Annotated in this window: 22 protein-coding genes; 11 read left to right on the forward strand and 11 right to left on the reverse strand. The window is 71.6% G+C overall.

Annotation, left to right across the window (positions count from 1 at the left end):
• Positions 1 to 28: 28 nt before the first annotated feature.
• The 4 genes from ACIO6U_RS15065 to ACIO6U_RS15080 all read right to left on the reverse strand — a co-directional run bounded on the left by ACIO6U_RS15065 (position 29) and on the right by ACIO6U_RS15080 (position 3,036).
• Positions 29 to 391, reverse strand: a complete 363-nt coding sequence (locus tag ACIO6U_RS15065; protein ID WP_355342563.1) for a hypothetical protein — start codon at positions 389 to 391, stop codon at positions 29 to 31.
• Positions 392 to 791: 400 nt separating this feature from the next.
• On the reverse strand, positions 792 to 2,078 hold the full coding sequence (locus ACIO6U_RS15070) for an ArsB/NhaD family transporter (RefSeq protein WP_355342566.1): 1,287 nt from the start codon (positions 2,076 to 2,078) through the stop codon (positions 792 to 794).
• 181 nt (positions 2,079 to 2,259) lie between these two features.
• Complete coding sequence (locus ACIO6U_RS15075) at positions 2,260 to 2,718, reverse strand: CBS domain-containing protein (protein WP_355342569.1); 459 nt, start codon at positions 2,716 to 2,718, stop codon at positions 2,260 to 2,262.
• A gap of 45 nt (positions 2,719 to 2,763) precedes the next feature.
• Complete coding sequence (locus ACIO6U_RS15080; protein ID WP_188280217.1) at positions 2,764 to 3,036, reverse strand: hypothetical protein; 273 nt, start codon at positions 3,034 to 3,036, stop codon at positions 2,764 to 2,766.
• 320 nt (positions 3,037 to 3,356) lie between these two features.
• On the opposite strand from ACIO6U_RS15080, the gene ACIO6U_RS15085 reads away from it, so the two are divergent.
• From ACIO6U_RS15085 to ACIO6U_RS15110, 6 genes are all read left to right on the forward strand, one after another.
• On the forward strand, positions 3,357 to 4,325 hold the full coding sequence (locus tag ACIO6U_RS15085) for a histidine kinase (protein WP_401719737.1): 969 nt from the start codon (positions 3,357 to 3,359) through the stop codon (positions 4,323 to 4,325).
• 26 nt (positions 4,326 to 4,351) lie between these two features.
• A complete protein-coding gene (locus tag ACIO6U_RS15090; protein WP_188280250.1) occupies positions 4,352 to 4,984 on the forward strand; it encodes a response regulator transcription factor in 633 nt (210 codons plus the stop codon).
• A 241-nt stretch (positions 4,985 to 5,225) separates the two neighbouring features.
• The gene (locus tag ACIO6U_RS15095; RefSeq protein ID WP_401719088.1) at positions 5,226 to 5,804 is read left to right on the forward strand and encodes a hypothetical protein; all 579 of its coding nucleotides are present in this window, start codon (positions 5,226 to 5,228) and stop codon (positions 5,802 to 5,804) included.
• Positions 5,805 to 5,921: 117 nt separating this feature from the next.
• Positions 5,922 to 6,284 (forward strand): hypothetical protein, encoded by a 363-nt coding sequence (locus tag ACIO6U_RS15100; RefSeq protein WP_355342575.1) that lies wholly within the window; start codon positions 5,922 to 5,924, stop codon positions 6,282 to 6,284.
• A 93-nt stretch (positions 6,285 to 6,377) separates the two neighbouring features.
• Complete coding sequence (locus ACIO6U_RS15105; protein WP_401719090.1) at positions 6,378 to 9,308, forward strand: BTAD domain-containing putative transcriptional regulator; 2,931 nt, start codon at positions 6,378 to 6,380, stop codon at positions 9,306 to 9,308.
• A 222-nt stretch (positions 9,309 to 9,530) separates the two neighbouring features.
• Positions 9,531 to 10,796: a chloride channel protein gene (locus ACIO6U_RS15110; RefSeq protein ID WP_355342581.1), complete on the forward strand. Its 1,266-nt coding sequence runs from the start codon at positions 9,531 to 9,533 to the stop codon at positions 10,794 to 10,796.
• 54 nt (positions 10,797 to 10,850) lie between these two features.
• Here ACIO6U_RS15110 and ACIO6U_RS15115 read toward each other — a convergent pair whose 3' ends face one another.
• Both ACIO6U_RS15115 and ACIO6U_RS15120 read right to left on the reverse strand, forming a co-directional pair.
• Entirely contained in the window at positions 10,851 to 11,165 is a 315-nt protein-coding gene (locus ACIO6U_RS15115) for a hypothetical protein (RefSeq protein ID WP_401308727.1), read from the reverse strand.
• Positions 11,166 to 11,413: 248 nt separating this feature from the next.
• A complete protein-coding gene (locus ACIO6U_RS15120; protein WP_391163259.1) occupies positions 11,414 to 12,073 on the reverse strand; it encodes a ScbR family autoregulator-binding transcription factor in 660 nt (219 codons plus the stop codon).
• A gap of 111 nt (positions 12,074 to 12,184) precedes the next feature.
• On the opposite strand from ACIO6U_RS15120, the gene ACIO6U_RS15125 reads away from it, so the two are divergent.
• Together ACIO6U_RS15125 and ACIO6U_RS15130 are read left to right on the forward strand one after the other, a co-directional pair.
• Entirely contained in the window at positions 12,185 to 13,150 is a 966-nt protein-coding gene (locus ACIO6U_RS15125) for a ScbA/BarX family gamma-butyrolactone biosynthesis protein (RefSeq protein ID WP_401719095.1), read from the forward strand.
• A 161-nt stretch (positions 13,151 to 13,311) separates the two neighbouring features.
• Positions 13,312 to 14,004, forward strand: a complete 693-nt coding sequence (locus ACIO6U_RS15130; RefSeq protein WP_355342593.1) for an HAD family phosphatase — start codon at positions 13,312 to 13,314, stop codon at positions 14,002 to 14,004.
• Between the two features lie 130 nt (positions 14,005 to 14,134).
• Here the strand turns inward: ACIO6U_RS15130 and ACIO6U_RS15135 are convergent, their stop codons facing one another.
• Positions 14,135 to 14,881: a DAK2 domain-containing protein gene (locus tag ACIO6U_RS15135; protein WP_355342596.1), complete on the reverse strand. Its 747-nt coding sequence runs from the start codon at positions 14,879 to 14,881 to the stop codon at positions 14,135 to 14,137.
• Positions 14,882 to 14,916: 35 nt separating this feature from the next.
• Positions 14,917 to 15,930: a dihydroxyacetone kinase subunit DhaK gene (locus tag ACIO6U_RS15140; protein ID WP_355342599.1), complete on the reverse strand. Its 1,014-nt coding sequence runs from the start codon at positions 15,928 to 15,930 to the stop codon at positions 14,917 to 14,919.
• A gap of 714 nt (positions 15,931 to 16,644) precedes the next feature.
• Between ACIO6U_RS15140 and ACIO6U_RS15145 the strand changes: the two genes are divergently transcribed.
• Together ACIO6U_RS15145 and ACIO6U_RS15150 are read left to right on the forward strand one after the other, a co-directional pair.
• The gene (locus tag ACIO6U_RS15145; protein WP_355342602.1) at positions 16,645 to 16,977 is read left to right on the forward strand and encodes a MerR family transcriptional regulator; all 333 of its coding nucleotides are present in this window, start codon (positions 16,645 to 16,647) and stop codon (positions 16,975 to 16,977) included.
• A 383-nt stretch (positions 16,978 to 17,360) separates the two neighbouring features.
• Positions 17,361 to 18,605, forward strand: a complete 1,245-nt coding sequence (locus ACIO6U_RS15150; protein WP_401719100.1) for a PP2C family protein-serine/threonine phosphatase — start codon at positions 17,361 to 17,363, stop codon at positions 18,603 to 18,605.
• Here ACIO6U_RS15150 and ACIO6U_RS15155 read toward each other — a convergent pair.
• Together ACIO6U_RS15155 and ACIO6U_RS15160 are read right to left on the reverse strand one after the other, a co-directional pair.
• On the reverse strand, positions 18,560 to 18,994 hold the full coding sequence (locus ACIO6U_RS15155) for a DUF2267 domain-containing protein (RefSeq protein WP_391162989.1): 435 nt from the start codon (positions 18,992 to 18,994) through the stop codon (positions 18,560 to 18,562). The two genes, ACIO6U_RS15150 and ACIO6U_RS15155, sit on opposite strands and share 46 nt — an antisense overlap.
• A 174-nt stretch (positions 18,995 to 19,168) precedes the next feature.
• Positions 19,169 to 19,600, reverse strand: coding sequence for an Hsp20/alpha crystallin family protein (locus ACIO6U_RS15160; protein WP_355342611.1), 432 nt, complete (start codon positions 19,598 to 19,600; stop codon positions 19,169 to 19,171).
• Positions 19,601 to 19,741: 141 nt separating this feature from the next.
• On the opposite strand from ACIO6U_RS15160, the gene ACIO6U_RS15165 reads away from it, so the two are divergent.
• A complete protein-coding gene (locus ACIO6U_RS15165) occupies positions 19,742 to 20,416 on the forward strand; it encodes an HSP18 transcriptional regulator (RefSeq protein WP_401719103.1) in 675 nt (224 codons plus the stop codon).
• On the opposite strand, the gene ACIO6U_RS15170 is transcribed toward ACIO6U_RS15165, so the two are convergent.
• On the reverse strand, positions 20,417 to 20,545 hold the full coding sequence (locus ACIO6U_RS15170) for a hypothetical protein (protein ID WP_401719106.1): 129 nt from the start codon (positions 20,543 to 20,545) through the stop codon (positions 20,417 to 20,419).
• Between the last annotated feature and the right edge of the window lie 123 nt (positions 20,546 to 20,668).

Below are 20,668 nucleotides of genomic sequence, written 5' to 3' on the forward strand. Positions count from 1 at the left end.
GGGGAGGCGGCGGACGGGTGCGCGGTGGTCAGCCGCAGGGAAGCGCCCCCGGGGTCAGGGTCACCTGGTGGCTGAGGTCACCGTCGAAGCGGAAGGTGTTCACGGCGGTGCCCTGGCAGGTGTAGCGGACGATGCCGACGCCGTACGCCACCGCGGTGATCGTGCCCGTACTGCTGACCTTCTCGATCACGGCGTAGGCGGGCTGGCTGACGCCGTTGCAGACCTTGCTGTTGTAGATCGAGAGCTGGCCGTAGATGAAGTCGAAGTCGGTGTAGTACTGGCAGCCGCTGGGCCAGTCCGTGGTGCTCGCGGACGCGGTGGCGGCGCCCGGTACCAGCAGGGCGGCCAGGGCCGCGGTACACGCGGCGGCGGTCAGACGGAGCTTTCTCACAGGTCGTTGTCCCTTCGGTGGGCGGGGGGAGCGGAACGAGCCGGAAGCAGCATCCGTGGGACGGGGCGGGGTCTCCGCGCGCCACCGATCGTAGGTTCGGCGACACAGTCGCGCAATAAGCCGGGCAAGTGAAAGAAATTTCCGTAACTCAGCCTGAAAAGAAGTGAGTTCAGTGATGCGTCAGGGGCGTCGGAGGATGGCGGGAGGGGCTGCCGGGGACACCGGGGCGCGAGACGCCGGGACGCGAGACGCCGGGGCGAGGTGAGGCCGCGGTCGGTCGGCCGCGCGGCAGCGCGCCGACCGGGCAGGACGGGATGTCCTGCCCGGTCGGCGGGCTCGCCCAGAGGGAATACGGCCTGCTCGGAGAAGCTTCGGCCCGCTCGGAGAAGCCTCGGCCCGCTCAGAGGAAGTAGCGGAGCCAGATGTAGAGCCAGGCGATCACGCAGCTCATGGTCGTCACGATGATGCCGTAACGGGTGAACTGCCAGAACGAGATGCGGTGGCCGCTGCGGGCGGCGATGCCGATCGCCACCACGTTGGCGCTGGCCGCCACCGCCGTGCCGTTGCCGCCGAAGTCCGCGCCGAGGGCGAAGGCCCACCAGATCGCCTGACCGGTGCGCTCGTCGGGCGCCTCGGCCACCAGCCCTTCGACCACCGGGGCCATGGAGGCGACGTACGGGATGTTGTCGAAGAAGGCCCCCAGGATCGCCGAACCGAACAGCAGGGCGGTCGCGGCGCCGAAGAAGTTGCCGTCCACCTGGCCGACCACCCAATCGCCGAACGTGCTGATCACACCGGTGTGCCCCAGACCGGCGACCATCACGAACAGGCCCATGAAGAAGACCAGGGTGGGCCACTCGACCTCGTTGAGCACCTCGGTGACGTCCATCCGGGAGACCAGCAGCATCAGCCCGGCGCCGACCAGCGCCACCACCGAAGGGTCGAGGTGCAGCACGGAGTGCAGCGAGAAGGCGACCACCACCAGCGCGAGTACGGCCAGGCAGCGCACCAGCAGCCGTACGTCCGTGATCGCCCGCCGCTCCTGCAACGCCAGGACCGCGTTGACGTGCTCCGGGTTGTACCGGAACGACTTGCGGAACAGCACCCGGGTGAAGAGCACGAAGACCGCGAAGATCACGACGACGATCGGGGCCATGTGCACCAGGAAGTCCGTGAAGGTCAGCCCGGCGCGGCTGCCGATGATGATGTTCGGCGGATCGCCGATCAGGGTCGCGGCGCCGCCGATGTTGGAGGCCAGGATCTCCGCGATCAGGTACGGCTGCGCGGGGATGTGCAGCCGGTTGCAGACCACCACGGTCACCGGGGCGACCAGCATGATCGTGGTGACGTTGTCCAGGAACGGCGACGCGACAGCGGTGATCAGCATCAGCATGACCATCAGCCGGTACGGCCGGCCGCCCGACCGCTTCGCGGACCAGATGGCGAGGTAGTCGAAGAGGCCGGTCTGCTTCAGCACCCCGACGATGATCATCATCCCGAGCAGCAGGAGGATGACCTCCCAGTCGACCCCGGCGTGCTGGGAGAACCACACCTCGGCTCCGGGCGCGAGCCCGAACACCAGCATCACGGCGGCCGCGACCAGTACGACTTTGACCTTGTCGACCTTCTCGGTGGCGATGAAGAAGAACGCCACCGAGAAGATGGCCAGCGCGACGACGGCGCTCACCGGTCACCCCCCGACCGGCTCGCGCCGCACGACGGGATCAGCCGTCCCGGCGCCATGAGACGTCCAGCCGGACTCAGCCGTCCCGGCGGGAGCAGACGTCCGGGCGTGATCAGCCGTCCCGGCGGGAGCAGACGTCCGGGCGTGATCAGCCGTCCCGGCCCCATGAGACGTCCGGGCGCGATCAGACGTCCGGGTGGGCCACCGCGAATTCGGCGATCACCCGCTCCAGCGTGATCGCCCCGACCAGCACACCGGCGTGGTCGACCACCGCCACCAGCGGGCTGCGCTGCCCGGCCATCAGGGCGGCCACTTCCAGCAGCGTCCCGTCCAGGCCGACCGTGACCACCCGGGCCAGCCCCTGGTGCAGGCAGTCGCCCACGGTCAGGTCGCCGAGTTCGTCCCAGTAGTGATCCGCGTGCGCCTCGTCGATGGCCCGGGCCAACGCCCGGTCCGCCCGGTAGCTGTCGGGCACCGCCATCCGCAGCACCTGCGTGCCCGGCAGCACCGTACGCGGTCGGCCCCTGTCGTCCACCACGATCATGCCGGGCAACCGGCGTAGCGCCATCAACCGGACCGCGTGGGCCACGGAGTCCCGAACGGTCACCGTCGGTACGGTCACGGCGATCTGCTGTGCCTGCATTCCACCAACTCCCCTGGCCTGGACCAACCTTCGGATACGTCCTGATCACGCGAACCCGCCCTGGAGCTCGGCGAGCCGGCGTTCCAGGCTCGCCAGCCGGTCGGCGACCGAGACGCTGTGCAGCACCTCGGCGACCTGGTCGGCCTCGTCGAGGTCCAGTTCGATCTGGTTGACCGGTACGTCCGGATCGCCCGCGCCGTAACAGAGCAGCGATCGGCGGCCGGACTGATGCACAAGTACGCCGAAGCGCTGCCCTTCACGGGTCGAGAAGTGGTTGACGACGCCGACGCCGAAAACACTGGTGCGGGTGATCTCCACTGAGGGCTCCTTCGGGTCATTCGAGCAAGGGAGGCTGGTCCCCCTCTACGTTTCGGGAATTCGGCCGACCCGGCCATGGGGTCCGACACCCATCTCTGCCCGCGCGGAACATGCAGGTGAACGGGGTTGTGGATGGGTGAGCGACCCGATGGACAAACGGGCCGCTCCCGAGCGAGGCTGGCACGGTGACCAATTCCGCTGACCGGGCAGCCATCCCCGAGCCCGGCCGCCGAGAGGAGCCCGGGCACCGAGAAGAAGCCGACCGCCGGGGCAAGGACGGGCGCCGGGACGAGCCCGGTCGCAGGGCACCTGCCCAGGCGTTGTTCCGCCGTCTGGTCGTGCTGAACGGCCTGGTCTTCACGATCGGTACGCTCGTGCTCGCGCTCTCACCGGCCACCGTCTCCTCACGGGTACGGCTGGCCGAGATCCCGGTGCTGATCGTCGGACTGGCGCTCATCCTGACGGTGAACGCCCTGCTGTTGCGGGCCAGCCTGGCCCCGCTCGAAGCGCTGACCGCGCTGATGCGCCGGGTGGACCTGCTGCGCGGCGGGGACCGGCTGGCGGACTCCGGCAACGGTGACCTGGCGGACCTGATCGCGACCTTCAACGCGATGCTGGACCGGCTGGGGGCCGAACGCAGCGCCAGCAGCGCGGACGCGCTCGCCGCCCAGGAGGCGGAGCGGCAGCGGATCGCGCGGGAACTGCACGACGAGATCGGGCAGAGTCTCACGGTGGTCTTGCTCGGCCTCAAGCGGGCCGTGGACCGGGCCCCGGACGACCTGCGCGACGACCTGCACGCCGTGCAGGAGACGGTGCGGTCCAGCCTCGACGAGGTGGGACGGGTGGCCCGCAGGCTCCGCCCGGACGTGCTGGAGGATCTCGGGCTGCTCAGCGCGATGAACGCGCTGGCGACGGAGTTCTCCCAGGTCAGCGGGGTGCCGGTGGTCCGGCGGGCGAAGCCGGACCTGCCCGCGCTGAGCACGGAGAAGGAACTGGTGATCTACCGGATCGCCCAGGAGAGCCTGACCAACGTGGCCCGGCACGCCCGGGCCGGCCGGGTCGAGCTGTCGCTGCGGCCCGAGGCGGACACGGTCGTGCTGCGGGTCGCCGACGACGGCCTCGGCGAGGTGAGCCGGGAGGGCGCCGGCATCCGGGGAATGCGGGAACGGGCGCTCCTGATCGACGCGCGGCTGTCCATCACCGCCGTGCCCGGCACCGGCACCGAGGTCCGGCTGACCGTTCCCGCCGACGGCCCGATTCCGTCGGCGGCGGAGAGGAAGCGGGGGTAAGCGTGTCCACGACCAAGACCCGGATCATGCTGGCGGACGACCACGCACTGGTCCGGCGGGGCCTGCGACTGATTCTCGACGCCGAGCCCGACATGACGGTGGTCGCCGAGGCCGCCGACGGGGCGGAAGCGGTGGAGATGATCCGCGGGTCCGAGATCGACCTGGCGATTCTGGACATCGCGATGCCGCGGATGACCGGCCTGCAAGCGGCCCGTGAGATCTCCCGGCGAGCCCCCGGCGTACGCATCCTGATGCTCTCGATGCACGACAACGAGCAGTACTTCTTCGAGGCGCTCCGGGCCGGCGCGTCCGGATACGTGCTCAAGTCGGTCGCCGACCGGGACCTGCTGGAGGCGGTCAGGTCGGCGATGCGCGGCGAGCCGTTCCTCTATCCCGGCGCGATCACCGCGCTCATCCGGGACTACCTGCATCGGGCCAGGCAGGGCGAGAAGCTGCCGGAGAGCATCCTCACGCCGCGGGAGGAGGAGGTCACCAAGCTGATCGCCGAGGGGAATTCGGCGAAGGAGATCGCCGAGACGCTGGTGATCAGCGTGAAGACCGTCGACCGGCACCGGGCGAACATCCTCCAGAAGCTCGGCATGCGCGACCGGATCGACCTCACCCGGTACGCGATCCGGGCCGGCCTCGTCGAACCCTGAGGCCCGGGGCCGCGGCTGGGTCCGACACCGGGCAGGGGTCCGACATCGGCCAGGGGTCCGGCGCCGGGTCCCGGTCCGGGTCCGGCGCGACGCACGCGGCGACATCAGCGGCGCTTCCCGATGGCCCCCACGACCTCGCGCTAGGACGAGTCAAGGACGTCGGAAGGACCCGTTTCCCTGGCTTGTGAGCCCGCCGCGCCGGTGGGCGGGGAGTCCCGTCACCCGGCTGATAGGAGCCCACATGAGAAAACCCCTGCCTCGTATCGCCGCCGCGGTGGCGATGGCCGCGGGACTGATCCTGGCCGCCACGGGATCCGCCGACGCCGCGCCCGCCTGGTCGTGGCAGACCGGCCACATCTACCGGCTCGAATCGTTGTCGCCGGACGCGGGCAACACCTGCATGCAGGACTCCCGCGAGTTGACCACCTATCACGGGCATCCGGTCGGCTGGGTCCGCAACACTCCGTGCGATCTCTACGACACGTCGTACCGGTGGCAGGTCGTCATCAACGCCAACGGCTGGGCGAACCTCGAGAACGTGGGCAGCAGCAACTGCCTCGACTACTCCCAGGAATACGGATTGCGCGGTTTCCCCTGCTACAACACCAGCTACACCGGGGGATGGCAGGAGTGGCGGCTCGTCACCCGCCAGGCTCACGGCATCACCCAGGTCGTGCTCCAGAACGGGCGGTACCAGGAAGACCACGCCAACATGTGCGCCGATCTCTCCCTCCAGTACGGCCTGCGCGGCTATCCGTGCAATGGAACGTCCCAGGACTCGGGATACCAGGCGTGGCTCGTCTTCGACGTGGCCACCTGAGTCCGCCTGTCGACGGAAGCCGCCGTCGAAGGAAGTCCCCTGTCCAAGATCGTCGTCCGTCTGGTGACGGACACCGTCCGTACCATCAGCACCTTTTCCCACGAAACGGGGTAACAGATGAGAAAGCCGCTCTCCGGCCGCCGCCTCGCCGCCGCCGCGCTGTCCGCGGTCGCTCTCGCGGGCTGTGGTCTGGCGATGGCGCCTGCCGCCTCCGCCGCCACGGCCCCTGCCGGCGCGCCCGCGGCGCAGGTGAAGCCCGACGCCAACCCGAACTCCTGCATCAGCACGCTCACGCAGTGGGGTTACGCGGCCACGACGACGCGGATCATCATCTGCAACACGACCGCTGTCGCCGCCTTCGTCAACGCGGAGAACGCCTTCGTCGCCTGTGTGCCCGCATTGGCCGCCACGATAAAGGACGTCAATGACAGGAACTATGACGTTCTGACGTCCGCGTGCTTCCTCGCGGCGTATGGCTGAACCTGCACCCCTGCGGGCCACGGGGCGGCGCTAGGATCGGGTCTGATGCCGGGTCAGACGGGGGTCCGGCACTGATCGTGGAGTGCCGGGGGCATGAGATTCGGCGTGCTGGGGCCGTTGCACGCCCAGGTCGCGGGGTGCGAAGTCCGACTCGACGGAGCGCGGCAGGCGAAGATGCTTGCCGCGCTTCTGGTCGACGCGAACAACCTCGTCACCATGGAACAGCTCGTTGCCGTGATGTGGGACGGGAAGGTCCCCGCCACCGCGGTCCGCCAGGTCCAGGACGCCATGTCCGGGCTGCGCCGCAACCTCGCCGCGTGCGGGGCGTCGCGTTCCCTGATCAGCACGCGGCGCGGCGGCTACCAGATCCACCTGGAACGGGAGCAGTTGGACCTGCTGGAATTCGACCACCAGCGGCAGCTCGCCGAGCGGCACACCTCAGCGTTGGAGACCGCCGTCGCGCTGCGGCGCGCGCTGGCCTGCTGGCGCGGTGACGCCCTGGTCGGCATGGCGAGCCGGGTCCTGGAGCTGGACGCGGCACGGCTGAACGAGAAGCGCGCGGCCACGCACAAGCTCTGCCTGAGCATCGAGGTCGACCTGGGGCGCCATCGTGAGGTCATCGAGGAACTGACCGCCCTGCTAGGGGAGTTCCCCTTCGACGAGCAGGTCGCCGAGCACGTGATGGTCGCCCTGTACCGGTGCAGGCGGCAGGGCGAGGCGTTACAGGTGTACGAGCGGCTGCGCCGGACGCTCGCGGACGAACTCGGCGTCGATCCCACCCCGCCGCTCCAAGCCCTGCACCAGCGCATTCTGGCCGCCGATCCGTCCCTGGCGGCACCCGCCCCGGCGAGCGGCCCCGCGGCCACCGGACCGGACGGGCCCGGCGCCGCCGCCGAACCGGCCATGGCGCTACCGGTACGCCAACTGCCCCTCGGCGTGCACGACTTCGTGGGCCGAGCCGACGCGCTGGCGCAGGTCGCACGGCAGTTGGACGTGTCGGCGCCCGACCGGGCCCCGGTGGCCGTCGTCGTGGGCGGTCCCGGTGTCGGCAAATCCTCCCTGGTGACGCACGCCGCGCGGCTGGCCAGCGCCTCCTTTCCCGACGGCCAGCTCTACCTCGACCTCGCCGGAACGTCGGACGCGCCACGGGACCCGGCGCTGATGCTGGCCGAGGCACTGCGCGCCTTCGGGGTCGGCGGCAGCGCGATCCCGACCGGCCTGCCCGAACGGGCCGCGCTCTACCGGTCGTTACTGGCGGACCGCCGGATGCTGGTGGTACTGGACGACGCCGGTCACGCCAGTCAGGTGCTGCCCCTGCTGCCGGGCGCCGACGGCTGCGCGGTGCTCATCACCAGTCGCATGCTGCTGACGCAGCTTCCCGGCGCCCGGCACATCGACCTGGACGTGCTGAGCCTGGCGGAGGCGCGGGAGTTGTTCACCGGCATCGTCGGGCGGCGGCGGGTCGAGCGGGAACCGGCGGAGGCCGACGCGATCCTCGCCTGCTGCGACAACCTGCCGCTGGCGATCCGGATCGCCGGCGCCAAGCTCACCGGCCGCCCGGCCTGGTCGCTGCGGGTGCTGCGGGAACGGATCGAGGACGAGTCCCGCCGACTGGCCGAGCTGAGGATCGGGGACCTCAGCGTGCGAGCCAACGTCGAACTGAGCGTGCGGCTGCTCCCGCCCGACGCGGTACGCGCGCTGAGCCTGCTGGGGCTGCTCGGCGCGTCCACCCTGCCCGGCTGGGTGGTCGGTCCGCTGCTGGACCGCCGCGACGCCGACGACGTGCTGGACACCCTCGTCGACGCCAGCCTGGTCCGTCTCACCGCCACCGACGCCATCGGCCAGCCGCGCTACCGGCTGCACGACCTGATCAGGACCTGTGCCGTGGAGCTCGCCGCACAGCTGCCGGAGGCGGACAGGCGGGACGCGATGGTCCGCGTGCTGGCCACCTGGCTCGACCTGGCCGGGCGCGCCACCGATCGGCTGCCCGCAGGGCTGCTGGTCGCCGAACCCGGTTCCGCGCCGCGCCGTTCGCTGCCGGACGCGGTCGTGGACCGGCTGATGGCCGACCCGGTCGCCTGGTTCGACGCCGAACGCGACACCCTGCTCGGCGCGGTCCGGCTGGCCGTGGACTGGGGACTGGACGAATTGGCCTGGGAGTTGGCGGCAGGTCCCGCGACCTACTACGACCACCGGTGCCTGTACCAGGACTGGGAGCACGGGCACCTGCTCGCGTGGGAAGCGGCCGAGGCCGCGGGCAATACGCGCGGCGCGTCGGTGCTGCTGCGCGGCCTTGGCCAACTGAACATCTACCGCGACGAGTTCGACGAGGCGACCCGCGCCCTGGAGTCCTCCGCCGCCCTGTGCCAGAACGGCGAGGACAAGCGCGGCCAGGCGTTGGCGATGGCCATGCTGAGCACGATCAGCCGGGTACAGGGCCGTTACGACGAAGCCGCCGCCCGTATCGAGCGGGCCCTGTCCATCGCGGTCGGTGAGGGCGACCGCCACCTCGAAGCCCAACTGTCCTGTTCGATGGGCGTGATGCGGCTCATGCAGGACGAACTCGACGAGGCGGAGTCCTGGTTCGGCGAGGCGTTGCGCCAGGCCAGGGCGCTCGACGACGGGCATCGGGTGGCGGTCGTGCTGCGGCGGTTCAGCCGGCTGCACGACCGGCGCGGCGATCCGGACGAGGCGCTGCGCTGCCTGGGGCAGGCGCTGACCGCCTTCGAGGAACTGGCCGACGAGCGGTGCGCCGCGTACACACTGCTGGAAGTCGGCCGCGTGCACGCCGGCCGGCACGACCGGGACCGGGCAGGCCCGGCGCTGGAGCGCGCGGCCGGAATCTTCCAACGACACGGCGACCGCCACGACGAAGCCGCGTGCTGGCAACTGCTCGGCGACCTGGACGCAGCCGCCGGAGCCCACGACCTGGCACACCGCCACCACGAACGCGCACTGCGGCTGTGGCAGACCATCGGTGACGCGCACCGGACGAAGGCCCCGGCGCCCCCGTCGTCACCATGACGACGCCGCGCGGTCCGTCCGTACCGCCACCCAGGGGAATTCCAGGTCACGGGGCCGTGGCCACCGGGGGGCGGCGGGGTCGGGGTGGGTAGTCTCGCGCTGCCCCGGGTGCAGTTCCGCCTGCGCGCCGACCGATGGAGATGACCTATCGCCGAGTCGAAGGCCGCCACCGCGGGGGCCTCCCCCGGAACCCAGCCGCCCGAGGCCGAGCGGCTGCGGACGATGTTGCGCGACCCCGCCTACCGGCGGGCGCTGCTCTTCTGCGCCCTGATCGGCATTCCGGTGTCCGCGCTGGCCTTCTGGTTCCTCGCGGCGCTGCACGAGTTGGAGCAGTTGGTCTGGACGGACTGGCCCAAGGATCTGGGGTGGCCGCACGCACCCTGGTGGTGGCCCTTTCCGGCGTTCGCGCTGGCGGGACTGGTCGTCCCGCTGGTGGCGGGCCGGTTGCCCGGCCGCGGCGGACACGTACCGGCGGCCGGGTTGCACTCAGGTGGGCCAACGAGGGCAGCGATTCCCGGTGTGATCATCGCGGCGCTGTTCAGCCTGCCGCTGGGCGCGGTGCTGGGACCCGAGGCCCCGCTGATCGCGCTCGGCGGTGGGCTGGCCCTGGTCTTCCGTGACCTGGCGCGCGCGCCGGCCTCACCGCGGAGCACCGCCCTGCTCGGTGCCGCCGGTTCCGCGGCGGCGATCTCCGCGATCTTCGGCAACCCGCTGGTGGCGGGCATCTTGCTGATGGAGGTGGCGGGCGTGGGCGGGCCGCAGCTCTTCGCCGTGATGCTGCCGGCCCTGCTGGCCAGCGGCATCGGATCGGTGATCTTCAGCGGGTTCGGCCAGTGGACCGGCTTCAAGACCGGGAGCCTGGCGGTCGGTCTGCCCGCCCCTCCCGTGCTGGACACCGGTGACGTCGTCTGGTCGCTGCTGATGGGGCTGGTCATCGGAGCGGCCGTCCACGTACTCGTGGTGGGCGGACGGTACGTGGCGGTCTTCGTGTCCGGCCGACTGCTGCCGCACACGACGCTCTGCGCGCTGGCGGCCGGCGGGTGCGTCGCGCTCTTCGCGGTCAGCACCGGCCGCTCGCCGTCCGAGGCGGCGCTGTCGGGTCAGGCGACGCTGTCGCAGTTGGCCAAGGACCCGCATGCCTGGTCGGTGGGGGCGCTGGTGGCGGTGCTCGTCTTCAAGGGGGCCGCCTACGTCCTGTGCCTGGGGAGCCTGCGCGGCGGCCCGGTCTTCCCGGCCCTCTTCCTGGGCGGAGCCGCGGGCGCGCTGCTCGCCCCGCTGCCGGGGCTCGGCCTGGTACCCGCGATGGCGGCCGGAATGGCGGCGGCGGCCACATCGGCGCTGCGGCTGCCGGTCAGCAGCGTCGTACTGGTCGCGATCATGCTCGGCCACTCCGGCTCCGTGCCGGTCATCGTCCTCGCCTCCGTGATCTCCTTCATGGCCGCCGAACTGCTGCCACAGGGGCCCGTTCTTTCCGGACGACCCGCGTGACCCCGGCCCCGGTCCTGCTCCGGCTCCGGCTCCGGCTCCGGCTCCGGCTCCTGCTCAGCGGACGCGGTGGTCAGGACGCCGCACAGGGGTCCGGTCGGGGACGGGGAATTCGTCTCCGGCGAGTACGAGCGTGCAGGTCGGAGGCTGGGATCGGTGGTGCGGTCGCCCCTCCACGCGGACGGCGAAGGGCCGGGGCGGGTCCTCCGGCAGTTCCCCGGAGAGCGTGAGCCGGTCGGCGTTCCCGTCCTCCCGGTGGCCCACCTCCCGCCCGTCGACGAGGAGTTCGACCTCTCGGTGGTGTCCGCCGCTGACGTCCACGCTGATCGAGTGCCCGGCGTGTTCGATGTGGAAGTGATGGAGCTGGTTCATAGCGGCCTCGTTCAGGCGCTGGAAAGTGATCGGGGGGCGAGACGCCCGATCCGTCGGCGGACCTCTTCGCCCGCGGGTCGCGCTCGGCGGCGAGAGCGCCATTCCATCAGATCACGGTCGGGACGTCGCCGCGCGGCGGCCCGTGGCCAACGGACGCATCACCGCACGCGCGGACCCGGCCCCGCGTGACGCGGGACCGTGCGGAGAACCATGGCCCGGCTCAGCGGATTCCGCCGGCTCCACCGCCGCTACGCGGGCGAGGCGACCCGCTCCCCCACCGGCTCGGCCTTCCCGTTCCTGACTCGCCCCAGCAGCCCCGCCGCCTCCGGCACCCGCTGGAGCGCCCTCAGCAGCAGCACCCACAGGTCGTGCAGCCGCTCCTCGATCTGGTCGCGGCCGTCCAGCGCGTCGGAGACGGTGTGGAGGCCGAAGAAGGCGTAGACGACACCGGGGGCCGCGACCGCCGGGGCGACGCCGTCGGCCAGTTCCCCACGGCGGCCGGCCTCCTCCAGCAACGCGGTCACCGTCTCGATCCAGGGACTGAACGGGGTCGGCAGCCTCGCGTCGATCGCCTTGCGCTCCATCCACAGCCGGGACCCGGCGCGCACGACGACATCGTCGCGGAAGGCGCGCGCCACGGTGAAGCTGAGCGCGACGAGTTTCTCCAGCGCGGGCGCGTCGGCCGTCCGGGCACGGTCGACCAGTTCCGGCCAGGTCGCGAAGTGCGCCTCGACGACGGCCAGCGCGAGTTTCTCCTTGTTGGCGAAATGAAAGTAGATCGCACCGCTGGTGCGGCCGGACAGCGCGCTGATGTCGCTGATACTCGTCCCCGCATAACCACGTTCGTCGAACAGACGCGCCGCGGCCTCCAGCAGAAACCGCCGTGTCGTCTCCGCCCGCTCCTGCACGTTCACTCCGCCTGCCGCGCCGTCACCAACAGCAGGCAATCTACTACCTCCGCGTAACATCCACGAAGCAATGCGCGTGCAAATCCCCAGGGCGTGAGTTCTCCTTATGGTATGAATTCTCCGACAGGGGTCGGCGGTCGTGCCCGTCCGCTGACCTGGTCCCGGACGGTCCCCCGCGAGACAGTGCACCGCGCGTCCGTCGCCGAGGTTCTCCTGACCGACGTACGGCCGACGGCGGACGACGCGTTCGAGGCCGCCGCCGCCTGGCCCCGATCGCATACGACCTTCCCCCTCGACGGGACCGACCGGCACAGCCCGCTGGTCCTGGTGGAGACCCTGCGGCAACTCGGCATCTACATACCCCTGCGCTGGTACGGGGTCCCGCCCACCAGCCACCTGCTCATCACCGACCTGTCGTTCGACCTGCGGCCCGGACGCGCGCCGCGGGCGGGCCACGGCTGCACCGAGGTGACGTGCCGGATCGCGGTCGGCGGTCGCCGCCAGGGGGCGGACGGCGTCACCACCGGCCTGCGGCTCGACGTCACCTACCTCGCCGACGGCCGAGCGTTCGCGCAGGCCAACGGGGGTGCCCGTTTCCTGAGCGCTCACGGATACGCGGCGCTGCGCGCCGAACGCCTCACGGCGCGCCAGCCGACGCCGACGGCCGACGGGCGCCCCGCGCCCGCCGCGCTGGCCGTCGCCCACCTCAGAGATGTGCTGATCACCCACCGCGGCGGCACGGTCGAGATCGACCCGGCCGACCCCTGCCACCCGTTCTTCTTCGACCACCCGACCGACCACGTCCCCGGCATGGTGCTCCTGGAGGCGGCGCGGCAGGCCGCCGCCGAGGTCAGCGGCGGCGTACTACTCCATCCGACGTGCGGCCGTCTGGTGGCGGCGCGGTTCGCCGAGTTCACGCCGCGGGCCAGCGTGGAGTGCGTCCCGCACCACCGGACCTGCGTCTTCCGCATCCACAACGGCGCCGAGCGCGCCGCTTTCGGCGTACTCGGATACGGCGACTCGGGTGATTACGCAGAGGACTCACTTGACTACGTTGGGTTGACGTCCATAACGTAACGATCGATATGTTCTTGGCGGTCTCCCAGACGGCCCTTTTACGGGGCCGCGTCCGCCGAGGGCCCGCGCCCGTCTGCTTTCACCGGTATGCCGACCCCGCCGCGAGGAATGCGACGTCGCATCGCCGGCACATTCAGGCATTCCTGAAAAGGAAATCCCCGATGAACTCTCATCCCATTCTTTCGTGGACACCCGCGGCCATCGTCTTCGACTGCGACGGCACACTCATGGACACCGAACGCCATTGGCAGCAGGCCCGCGAACTGGCCATGAACGATGTCGGGGTCGCCCCCGCCGAGGGCTTCGCCGAACGGGCGAAGGGCCTGCACTTCACCGAGTGCGGTCAGCTCATGGCCGACGAAGCAGGCCGCCCCGAGCTCGGCGTCCAGCTCACCTCCGGCCTGCTGCACCACTTCCGCGCGCTGGTGGCCCGCGAACCGCAGACCATGCGCGGCGCGCGGGAGCTGGTGGAGACGGCCGCCAAGTTCGCCCCGCTCGCGGTCGCCAGCAACTGCCCTCTGGACGTCGTGGAGACCTGCCTCGACCACGCCGGGCTCCGGGACCACTTCGACCACATCGTGGTCGCCGACGAGGACAACCGGCCCAAGCCCCACCCGGACGTCTACCTGACCGCGGCCCGGCTCTGCGGCGCCGCGCCGGGCGACACACTGGCGGTCGAGGACTCCGCCTGCGGGGTGGAGGCGGCCGTACGCGGCGGCCTGCGCGTCGTCGGCGTCGGCCCCTGGCCGGGCGAGGACATCGCGGCGCGGGTCGACCTGTGGGTCGCGACGCTCGACGAGCCGGGCATCTTCGAGTGGGCGACGCGCCGGATGGCCCAGCGGCTGCCGGTCTGATCCGACCCGCCGCGGACCGGCGGGTCTCCCGCCCCGTGTCCTCCGGACGGACCGGCCCACTCCCCCGCTGCCCCGTCCGCCCGCGGGTCACCCGCCGGGTCCGCCGGTCGTCCGTCAGCCGCGTGGCCGGTCAGGCACTCTGTTCCTCCGGTACGTCCCCCGCCGCCGCGAGCAGCGGGCCCAGCCGGGAGACGGTTCCGCGCGCGGAGGAGAACAGCAGCGCGATCCCCACCGCGCCCGGGTCCGGGACGCCGGCCGCCCGGTCGCCGAGGTAGCTCGCGCGGCCGCGCCGGGCCGTCAGCCGGGCGGTGTTGCCGACGCCTTCCCACGCGGCCCGCGCCGCGTGGGCCACGGCGGTGGCCGGGTCGGTCCCCGGCGGCTGCGCCGTCAGCGCGTCGGAGGCCGGGGCGAGCGCGTCGACCAGGGTCTTGTCGCCAACGGTCGCCTCTCCGACCCGCTGAATGGCCGCGAGGCCGTTGCCGACACCGGCGGCCAGCGCTCCGGCGTCGGGTCCCCCCTCGCTCACCGCGAGCGCCGCCGCCATCTCATGGAACAGCAGGCCGAACAGGGGCCCGCTGGTGCCGCCGACCTCATCGAGGAAAGCGGCCGCGGCGGCGTCCAGCGGGCCGGCGCAGCTCGCCTCGGGGGGCCTGACCCGCTCCGGTGCGCCGTTCGAGGCGGCCTTCCACGCCTCCGGGCCGATCGGGTCGTCGAGACGTCGCAGCGTCGCCCGGAGGCCCGCGACGAGGTTCGCGCCGAAGTCACCGTCGCCGACCTGCTGGTCCAGTGCGGTCAGTTCGGGCTCGGTGGCCTCCGCGGAGGCGGCGAAGCGGCGTATCCAGGCATCGGTGAACGCGGTGCGGGACGGTGCGGCCATGACTGCCTCCGGGGAACTCGTGAGTCGCGGGGTTCCTATACGACCGGTGCGGTCGCGGGCCAGGCGGGGGTGTGGGCGGGCGCGTCGTAGTAGGCGAGGGTGTCCGCGTCGGCCACCAGCAACGTCAGCGAGAAGCCGCGCATGTCCAGGGCCGTGACGAAGTCGCCGACCAGGGTGCGCTCGACGGCCGCGCCGCGCCCGTCGAGCACCTTGGTGACCTCGTGCAGGACGGCGTACAGCTCCATCCTGGTGATGCCGCCGAGGCCGTTGACCAGCACGATCACCGACGTGCCGGGGACCAGGCCCAGGGGGTCGGCCAGCGTGCCGACCATGTCCGCGGCCAGGTCGCGCAACGGGCGTTCGCGCAGCGTGCGACGGGCCCGTTCACCATGGATGCCGACGCCGTACTCGAGACCGCCGGCCGGCAGGTCGAAGGCGGGCAGGCCGGTGGCGGGAGCGGTGTGGGCGGCGGAGGCCACGGCCATGCTGCGGCAGCGGCCCACCACGTCCACGCCCAGGGCAGCCAGGTCCTTCAGGCCCATCCCGGTGTCCGCCGCCGCGCCGAGGATCTTCTCGACCAGCACCGTCGCACCGGTTCCCCGGCGGCCGTTCACGACCTCCGCGGAGTCCGAGGCGGCGTCGTCGTCGATCAGGACCCGCGCGCAGTCGACGCCCTCGCGAGCGAGCCGTTCGGCGGCGATACCGAAGTTGATCTTGTCGCCGGTGTAGTTCTTCACCAGGTGCAGCACACCGTTCTCCCGCGCCACGGCGAGCGAGGCGGCGAAGATCTGGCGGTTGTGCGGCGAGGCGAAGACGCGGCCGGGACAGGCGGCGTCCAGCATGCCCGCGCCCACGTAGCCGATGTGCAGCGGCTCGTGCCCCGAGCCGCCACCGGACACCAGGCCCACGCGCCGCGCGGGCGAGGGGGTCAGCGCCCGTACGAAGCCGTTCGCCTCGTCCCAGGCGACGCTGTCGGCGTGCGCCCGTTCGAAACCGGCCAGGGAGTCCACGACGAGGTCGTCGATCTCGTTCGCGAAGTAAAGGCCCATGGTGCACCAGACCTTTCCGGAGAACGCGGTCGGTCTCCTGCGTAATCATGCTGTTCGGTATCACCCGAAACGGCAACTTTCCGCCCACGTACGAGTGGCTGTCCCGGAAGTACCGGACGCACGAGCGGGCGGTCGGGTATAAGGCGTGCCGCGTGGCCGCCGGAGGTTATCTCCCTCTCGGGACACGCAGAATCTATGTCGGCCGGAGTAGACATTCGGCGGTGACGTGGTTATGGTTTCTCTCGTAGCCGAGATCAGCAAGGCCCGGCAGACACGAACTGCCGGGCAGCAGTACGAGCGCAGGACGCAGGACGGTGCGGTGGTGGAGTTCCAGAGCCGGGGTTGTTGCCAGACGGGCGATGGGACTGACCGCCGGACCGGGTGGCCCGAGGTGATCAGGGGCCGCCACGAGCAGTACCGCAGTGCCAAGAGATGATTCAGAGAGTTGATCCCGAGGGAAGAACGGAGGAGCCGAGCGCCATCAGGATCGCCCGGGCGGATTTTCGAGCCCGGGTACCGCAGGACATCGATAGTGAGGTGGTCTCCGGTCAAGCAACCGCGATCCCCGCATCAGCCGCCAACCCCCTCCCGGTGGCGATGCGGACACAGAGAGCCGGCGCAGTACGTAAGCCGGTAGATGGTGTAGCAGTTCCTTCGGGGCCTTGGTGCCGTTCGGCACCAAGGCCCCTCAAGCGCGTTCCACAGAGAGGCGAGATGACAGCAGACGACTCGTTCGGCCGACTCGACGACGACGACTACCCCGCGTACACCATGGGCCGAGCAGCCGAGATACTCGGTACCACCCAAGGCTTCCTCCGCGCGATCGGCGAAGCCCGCCTGATCACCCCGCTGCGTTCCGCGGGGGGACACCGCCGCTACTCCCGCTACCAACTGCGCATCGCCGCACGCGCCCGCGAGCTCGTCGACCAGGGCACCCCCGTCGAGGCAGCGTGCCGCATCGTCATCCTCGAGGACCAGCTCGCGGAGGCCCAGCGCATCAACGAGGAGCTGAGTTCCTCCGAGCCCCGCGACCGGGCCACCGGCTGAACGACTCCCGACCTCAGCGACTCCCGACCTGAACGACTCGCTGCCTGAACGACTCGCTGCCTGAACGACTCCGACGTGCCGTGGCCCGGCATTCCGCGTGCTCCCGGCGGAGGCCCGAGCCGTGTCCTCGCCGCTCCCGGCGAGAGCCGCTTGTTGGGGACGGGCCTGGGTGGCAGGGTTGTGGGGACCGTCGTCCCGGCCGCCGCGGAGTGGCCGGGTGGGGTGGTCGCGCTGGTGTCGTTCCCTCGGGCGTGTGCCCTGTGGTCCCCGGTGGCATGTGCTGGTCGATGTGCGCGACCTCGTGGTCCCGCGCTGTGAGGGGATTGAGTCATGGCGGAAGAGACTGATGCCGGCAGGGTGCGTTCCGGTCCGAAGCGGTGGGCATGACCGCGCACGGTCTGGCGCGCGCACTGGCCGGGTTGCTGGAGGCCAGCCATACGGCGCCGTTCGAGCGGTTGCCGCGTCTGCTGGACACCGCGGCCAAGCAGGCCGGCGCGGGCGGGGCCCGGCTCTTCGTGGCGGATCTCCAGGAGGAGGTACTGCGCGAGGTGACCGGGACCGGCCTGAACGCCGGCGAAGGCGGCGAGGAGCACCGGATCGAGGGCACCTTGCCCGGTCGCGCCTACCAGATCACACAGGTCACCGCCCCGGCGTCCGGCGGGGCGTGCTGGATGCCGGTGCGGGACGGCACGGAACGTCTGGGCGTCCTGCACGTCGAGCCCGGCCCCGACGACACGGGCACGCCCGACGGTGAGGTGGCGCTGGCGCTGGCGTCGATGGCCGGACTGCTGCTGGTCTCCAAGCGGGCCAACAGCGACTCCCACGCCCGGCTGACCCGCACCCGGCCGATGGGCGTGCCCGCCGAACTCCAATGGGCGCTGATGCCGCCACGGACCTTCTCCGACCAGCGGGCCACGGTCAGCGCCTTCATGGAACCGGCCTACGAGGTGGCCGGGGACGCCTTCGAGTACGCGCTGGCGGACGACATCCTGCACCTGGCGATCTTCGACGCCATGGGGCACGACACCTCCGCCGGACTGACCGCCGCTCTGGCGATGTCCACCTGCCGCAGCCACCGCCGCGCCGGCGCCACCATTCCCGACGCCAGCAGAGCCATCGAAGACACGCTGGTCGGGCAGTTCGGACACACCCGGTACGCCACCGGCGTCCTGGCGGACCTGGAACTGGACACCGGCAAGTTCAGCTGGGTCAACCGGGGCCACCTGCTGCCGGTACTGATCCGCGGGGGCCGGTGGTCCAGCACCCTGTACTGCCCTCCGGCCGGGCCGATGGGCAGCGGATTCAACCTGCCGGTCGAGCAGCGCACCGAGCAGATGGAGCCCGGAGACCGGCTGCTGCTGTTCACCGACGGCATCACCGAGGCCCGCGACAGCGACGGCCGGGAATTCGGTGTGGAGCGTTTCACCGACTTCATCACCCGCCACCACGCGGACAACCTTCCCGTCGACGAGACGCTGCGCCGCCTGATGCGCACCGTCATGGAGTACCACCACGGACGCCTCGAGGACGACGCCACCGTCCTGTTCTGCGAATGGCACGGCCCGGACGGCGCGACGGGGGGTCAGGCGGCTCGGGCGAGTTCTGCGCGGCCGAACAGCAGGGCGTAGCCGGCGGGGAGTTCGTTGATGGTGCGGGTGAGCAGGTCGCCGGGCAGGAGGGCGGCGACGGTGCTCAGGACGGCGCCGGTGTCCCAGCGGGCGACGGCGGGGGTGACGCCGGTGCGGGCCGCGATGTCCTGGACGAAGCTCCAGCCGGTGCGGGGCTGCGCGGTGGGCGCCTGGGCGGTGAGGATGTCAGCGGCCTGACGGGGCAGATGGGCGGCGAGTGCGGTGCGCGGGTCGTCGCCGAGCTGGCTTCCCAGGGCCGCGAGCACGGCGTGGACGGCCTGCTCTGCGCGTTCGCGGGTGGGGTAGGCGCCGTCGTAACGGACGGTTTCCAGCATCTGGTCGTAGGTGAGCGCCGACGCGGTCCGGCGCTGTTCGGACTGGGCGGGCATGGCTGCGGCGGTGGCCTTCCGTTTCGGGCGGCGGCCGGGCCCGGTGAGCGGGGCCGGCCGCCGGGTGGGGTGGAGGAGATGTCGGTCGGCGGCGAAGGAGGGTGCCGACGGGTTCGCGTCCTTCGCCAGCGCGGTACCGCGGGCGGCGGGGGCGGTACCGCGGGCGGCGGGGGCTCAGCCGGCGATCTGCCGGCGGTTGTCGCCCGCGCCGACGGAGATCTTGCGGGGCTTGGCCCGCTCGGCGATCGGGATGCGCAGCGTCAGCACCCCGGCCTCGTAGTCGGCCTGGATCTGCTCGGTGTCCAGGGAGTCGGCCAGCACGATCTGGCGGGAGAAGACCCCCAGCGGCCGCTCGGACAGATCCATCTGCACGCCCTCGTCGTGCGGGGCGGGCCTGCGCTCGGCCTTCACCGTCAGCATGTTGCGCTCGACGTCGATGTCGATCGCGTCCGGCGAGACCCCGGGGATGTCGAAGGACACCACGTACTGCTCGCCGTCGCGGTAGGCGTCCATCGGCATCGCGGCGGGCCTCGACCAGGTGCCGGGGCGCAGGAGCTGCTCGGTGAGTCGGTCCAGTTCACGGAAAGGGTCGGTACGCATCAGCATCGCGGAACACCTCCAGGAAGTCGGGCGCTTGGCGCCGGTGTCGTTCACCTGCCCTCTGTTGTAGCATGTCATCCATCCGATGACAAACATTGATGTCACCCTGAGGGTGACACCCCTGGGTGACAGCCCGGAGGAGGCGCCATGACAGCCGACCAGCCCGCCCCGACACCGTCGCCACCGCCCGCCGCGGCCACCTTCCCCGCCGCCGCGGCGGCACTGGAAACCATCGACGCGGCCGTCCGCGACGCCCGCGGCCCGGCACCCGACCAGCCGTCGGCCCCTGCGGCCGACCCCCGGCACGTACTCGCCTCGCTCCTGCTCCTGCGCGAGATCCGCGAACAACTCGCCGGCTGGGAAACCGGCCTGATCGAGACCGCGCGCGCGGCCGGTGCCAGCTGGGCCGACCTCGCCGCGCCCCTCGGCGTCTCCAGCCGCCAGGCCGCCGAGCGCCGCTACCTGCGCCTGCGCCCCGGCCCGGCCGGCTCCACCGGCGAGGAAAGGGTCAACGCCACCCGCAACCGCCGCGCCGCCGACAGAACCGTCGACGCCTGGGCCCGCACCAACGCCGCCGACCTGCGCAGACTCGCCGGCCAGATCACCCAGCTCACCGACCTGCCGACCGCCGCCGACACCGCCCTCGGCCACCTCGACACCGCCCTGGCCGCCGACGACGCCGCCGCGCTCATCACCCCGCTCACCGCCACTCACGCCCACCTCCAAGCGGGCCACCCCGACCTCGCCGACCGCGTCCACACCGTCACCGAACACACCCACCAGCTCCGCAACGCCCCGGGGCGACCGCCGCACACCCCGTAGTCACACCTCCGGCCAGGCGGTCTCGCCCGCCGCGTTCCGGCCCGGCCGGCCGCCGGACGTGCTCCGGCCGGGCAGCGCGCGGACCCGGCGGCGTTCGAGGTTTTGAATTCGCTGGCTGGGCAGCCGCATAACGGGGGCCGGTCCTTCTGAGGTGCCCAGTCATGCCGTAGGCCGAGGAATCCGTCGGGCTCCAGCTGGCCGTTCCCCGGCACGGCACGCGCTGATCCGCTGGGCGCTCCGTACGCCCGGCGC

This window comes from Streptomyces sp. NPDC087422, from assembly GCF_044744145.1.
In the GTDB taxonomy this organism is placed as follows: domain Bacteria; phylum Actinomycetota; class Actinomycetes; order Streptomycetales; family Streptomycetaceae; genus Actinacidiphila.

Excerpts from the sequence above, each read along its gene's own strand:
- ACIO6U_RS15145 (WP_355342602.1), top strand. The coding sequence starts at position 16,645 with ATGACAGCAGACGACTCGTTCGGCCGACTCGACGACGACGACTACCCC.
- ACIO6U_RS15170 (WP_401719106.1), bottom strand. The coding sequence starts at position 20,545 with ATGCGGCTGCCCAGCCAGCGAATTCAAAACCTCGAACGCCGCCGGGTC.
- ACIO6U_RS15135 (WP_355342596.1), bottom strand. The coding sequence starts at position 14,881 with ATGGCCGCACCGTCCCGCACCGCGTTCACCGATGCCTGGATACGCCGC.
- ACIO6U_RS15130 (WP_355342593.1), top strand. The coding sequence starts at position 13,312 with ATGAACTCTCATCCCATTCTTTCGTGGACACCCGCGGCCATCGTCTTC.
- ACIO6U_RS15090 (WP_188280250.1), top strand. The coding sequence starts at position 4,352 with ATGCTGGCGGACGACCACGCACTGGTCCGGCGGGGCCTGCGACTGATT.
- ACIO6U_RS15105 (WP_401719090.1), top strand. The coding sequence starts at position 6,378 with ATGAGATTCGGCGTGCTGGGGCCGTTGCACGCCCAGGTCGCGGGGTGC.
- ACIO6U_RS15150 (WP_401719100.1), top strand. The coding sequence starts at position 17,361 with ATGACCGCGCACGGTCTGGCGCGCGCACTGGCCGGGTTGCTGGAGGCC.
- ACIO6U_RS15110 (WP_355342581.1), top strand. The coding sequence starts at position 9,531 with ATGTTGCGCGACCCCGCCTACCGGCGGGCGCTGCTCTTCTGCGCCCTG.
- ACIO6U_RS15140 (WP_355342599.1), bottom strand. The coding sequence starts at position 15,930 with ATGGGCCTTTACTTCGCGAACGAGATCGACGACCTCGTCGTGGACTCC.
- ACIO6U_RS15160 (WP_355342611.1), bottom strand. The coding sequence starts at position 19,600 with ATGCTGATGCGTACCGACCCTTTCCGTGAACTGGACCGACTCACCGAG.
- ACIO6U_RS15165 (WP_401719103.1), top strand. The coding sequence starts at position 19,742 with ATGACAGCCGACCAGCCCGCCCCGACACCGTCGCCACCGCCCGCCGCG.
- ACIO6U_RS15115 (WP_401308727.1), bottom strand. The coding sequence starts at position 11,165 with ATGAACCAGCTCCATCACTTCCACATCGAACACGCCGGGCACTCGATC.
- ACIO6U_RS15075 (WP_355342569.1), bottom strand. The coding sequence starts at position 2,718 with ATGCAGGCACAGCAGATCGCCGTGACCGTACCGACGGTGACCGTTCGG.
- ACIO6U_RS15155 (WP_391162989.1), bottom strand. The coding sequence starts at position 18,994 with ATGCCCGCCCAGTCCGAACAGCGCCGGACCGCGTCGGCGCTCACCTAC.
- ACIO6U_RS15125 (WP_401719095.1), top strand. The coding sequence starts at position 12,185 with ATGAATTCTCCGACAGGGGTCGGCGGTCGTGCCCGTCCGCTGACCTGG.
- ACIO6U_RS15100 (WP_355342575.1), top strand. The coding sequence starts at position 5,922 with ATGAGAAAGCCGCTCTCCGGCCGCCGCCTCGCCGCCGCCGCGCTGTCC.
- ACIO6U_RS15095 (WP_401719088.1), top strand. The coding sequence starts at position 5,226 with ATGAGAAAACCCCTGCCTCGTATCGCCGCCGCGGTGGCGATGGCCGCG.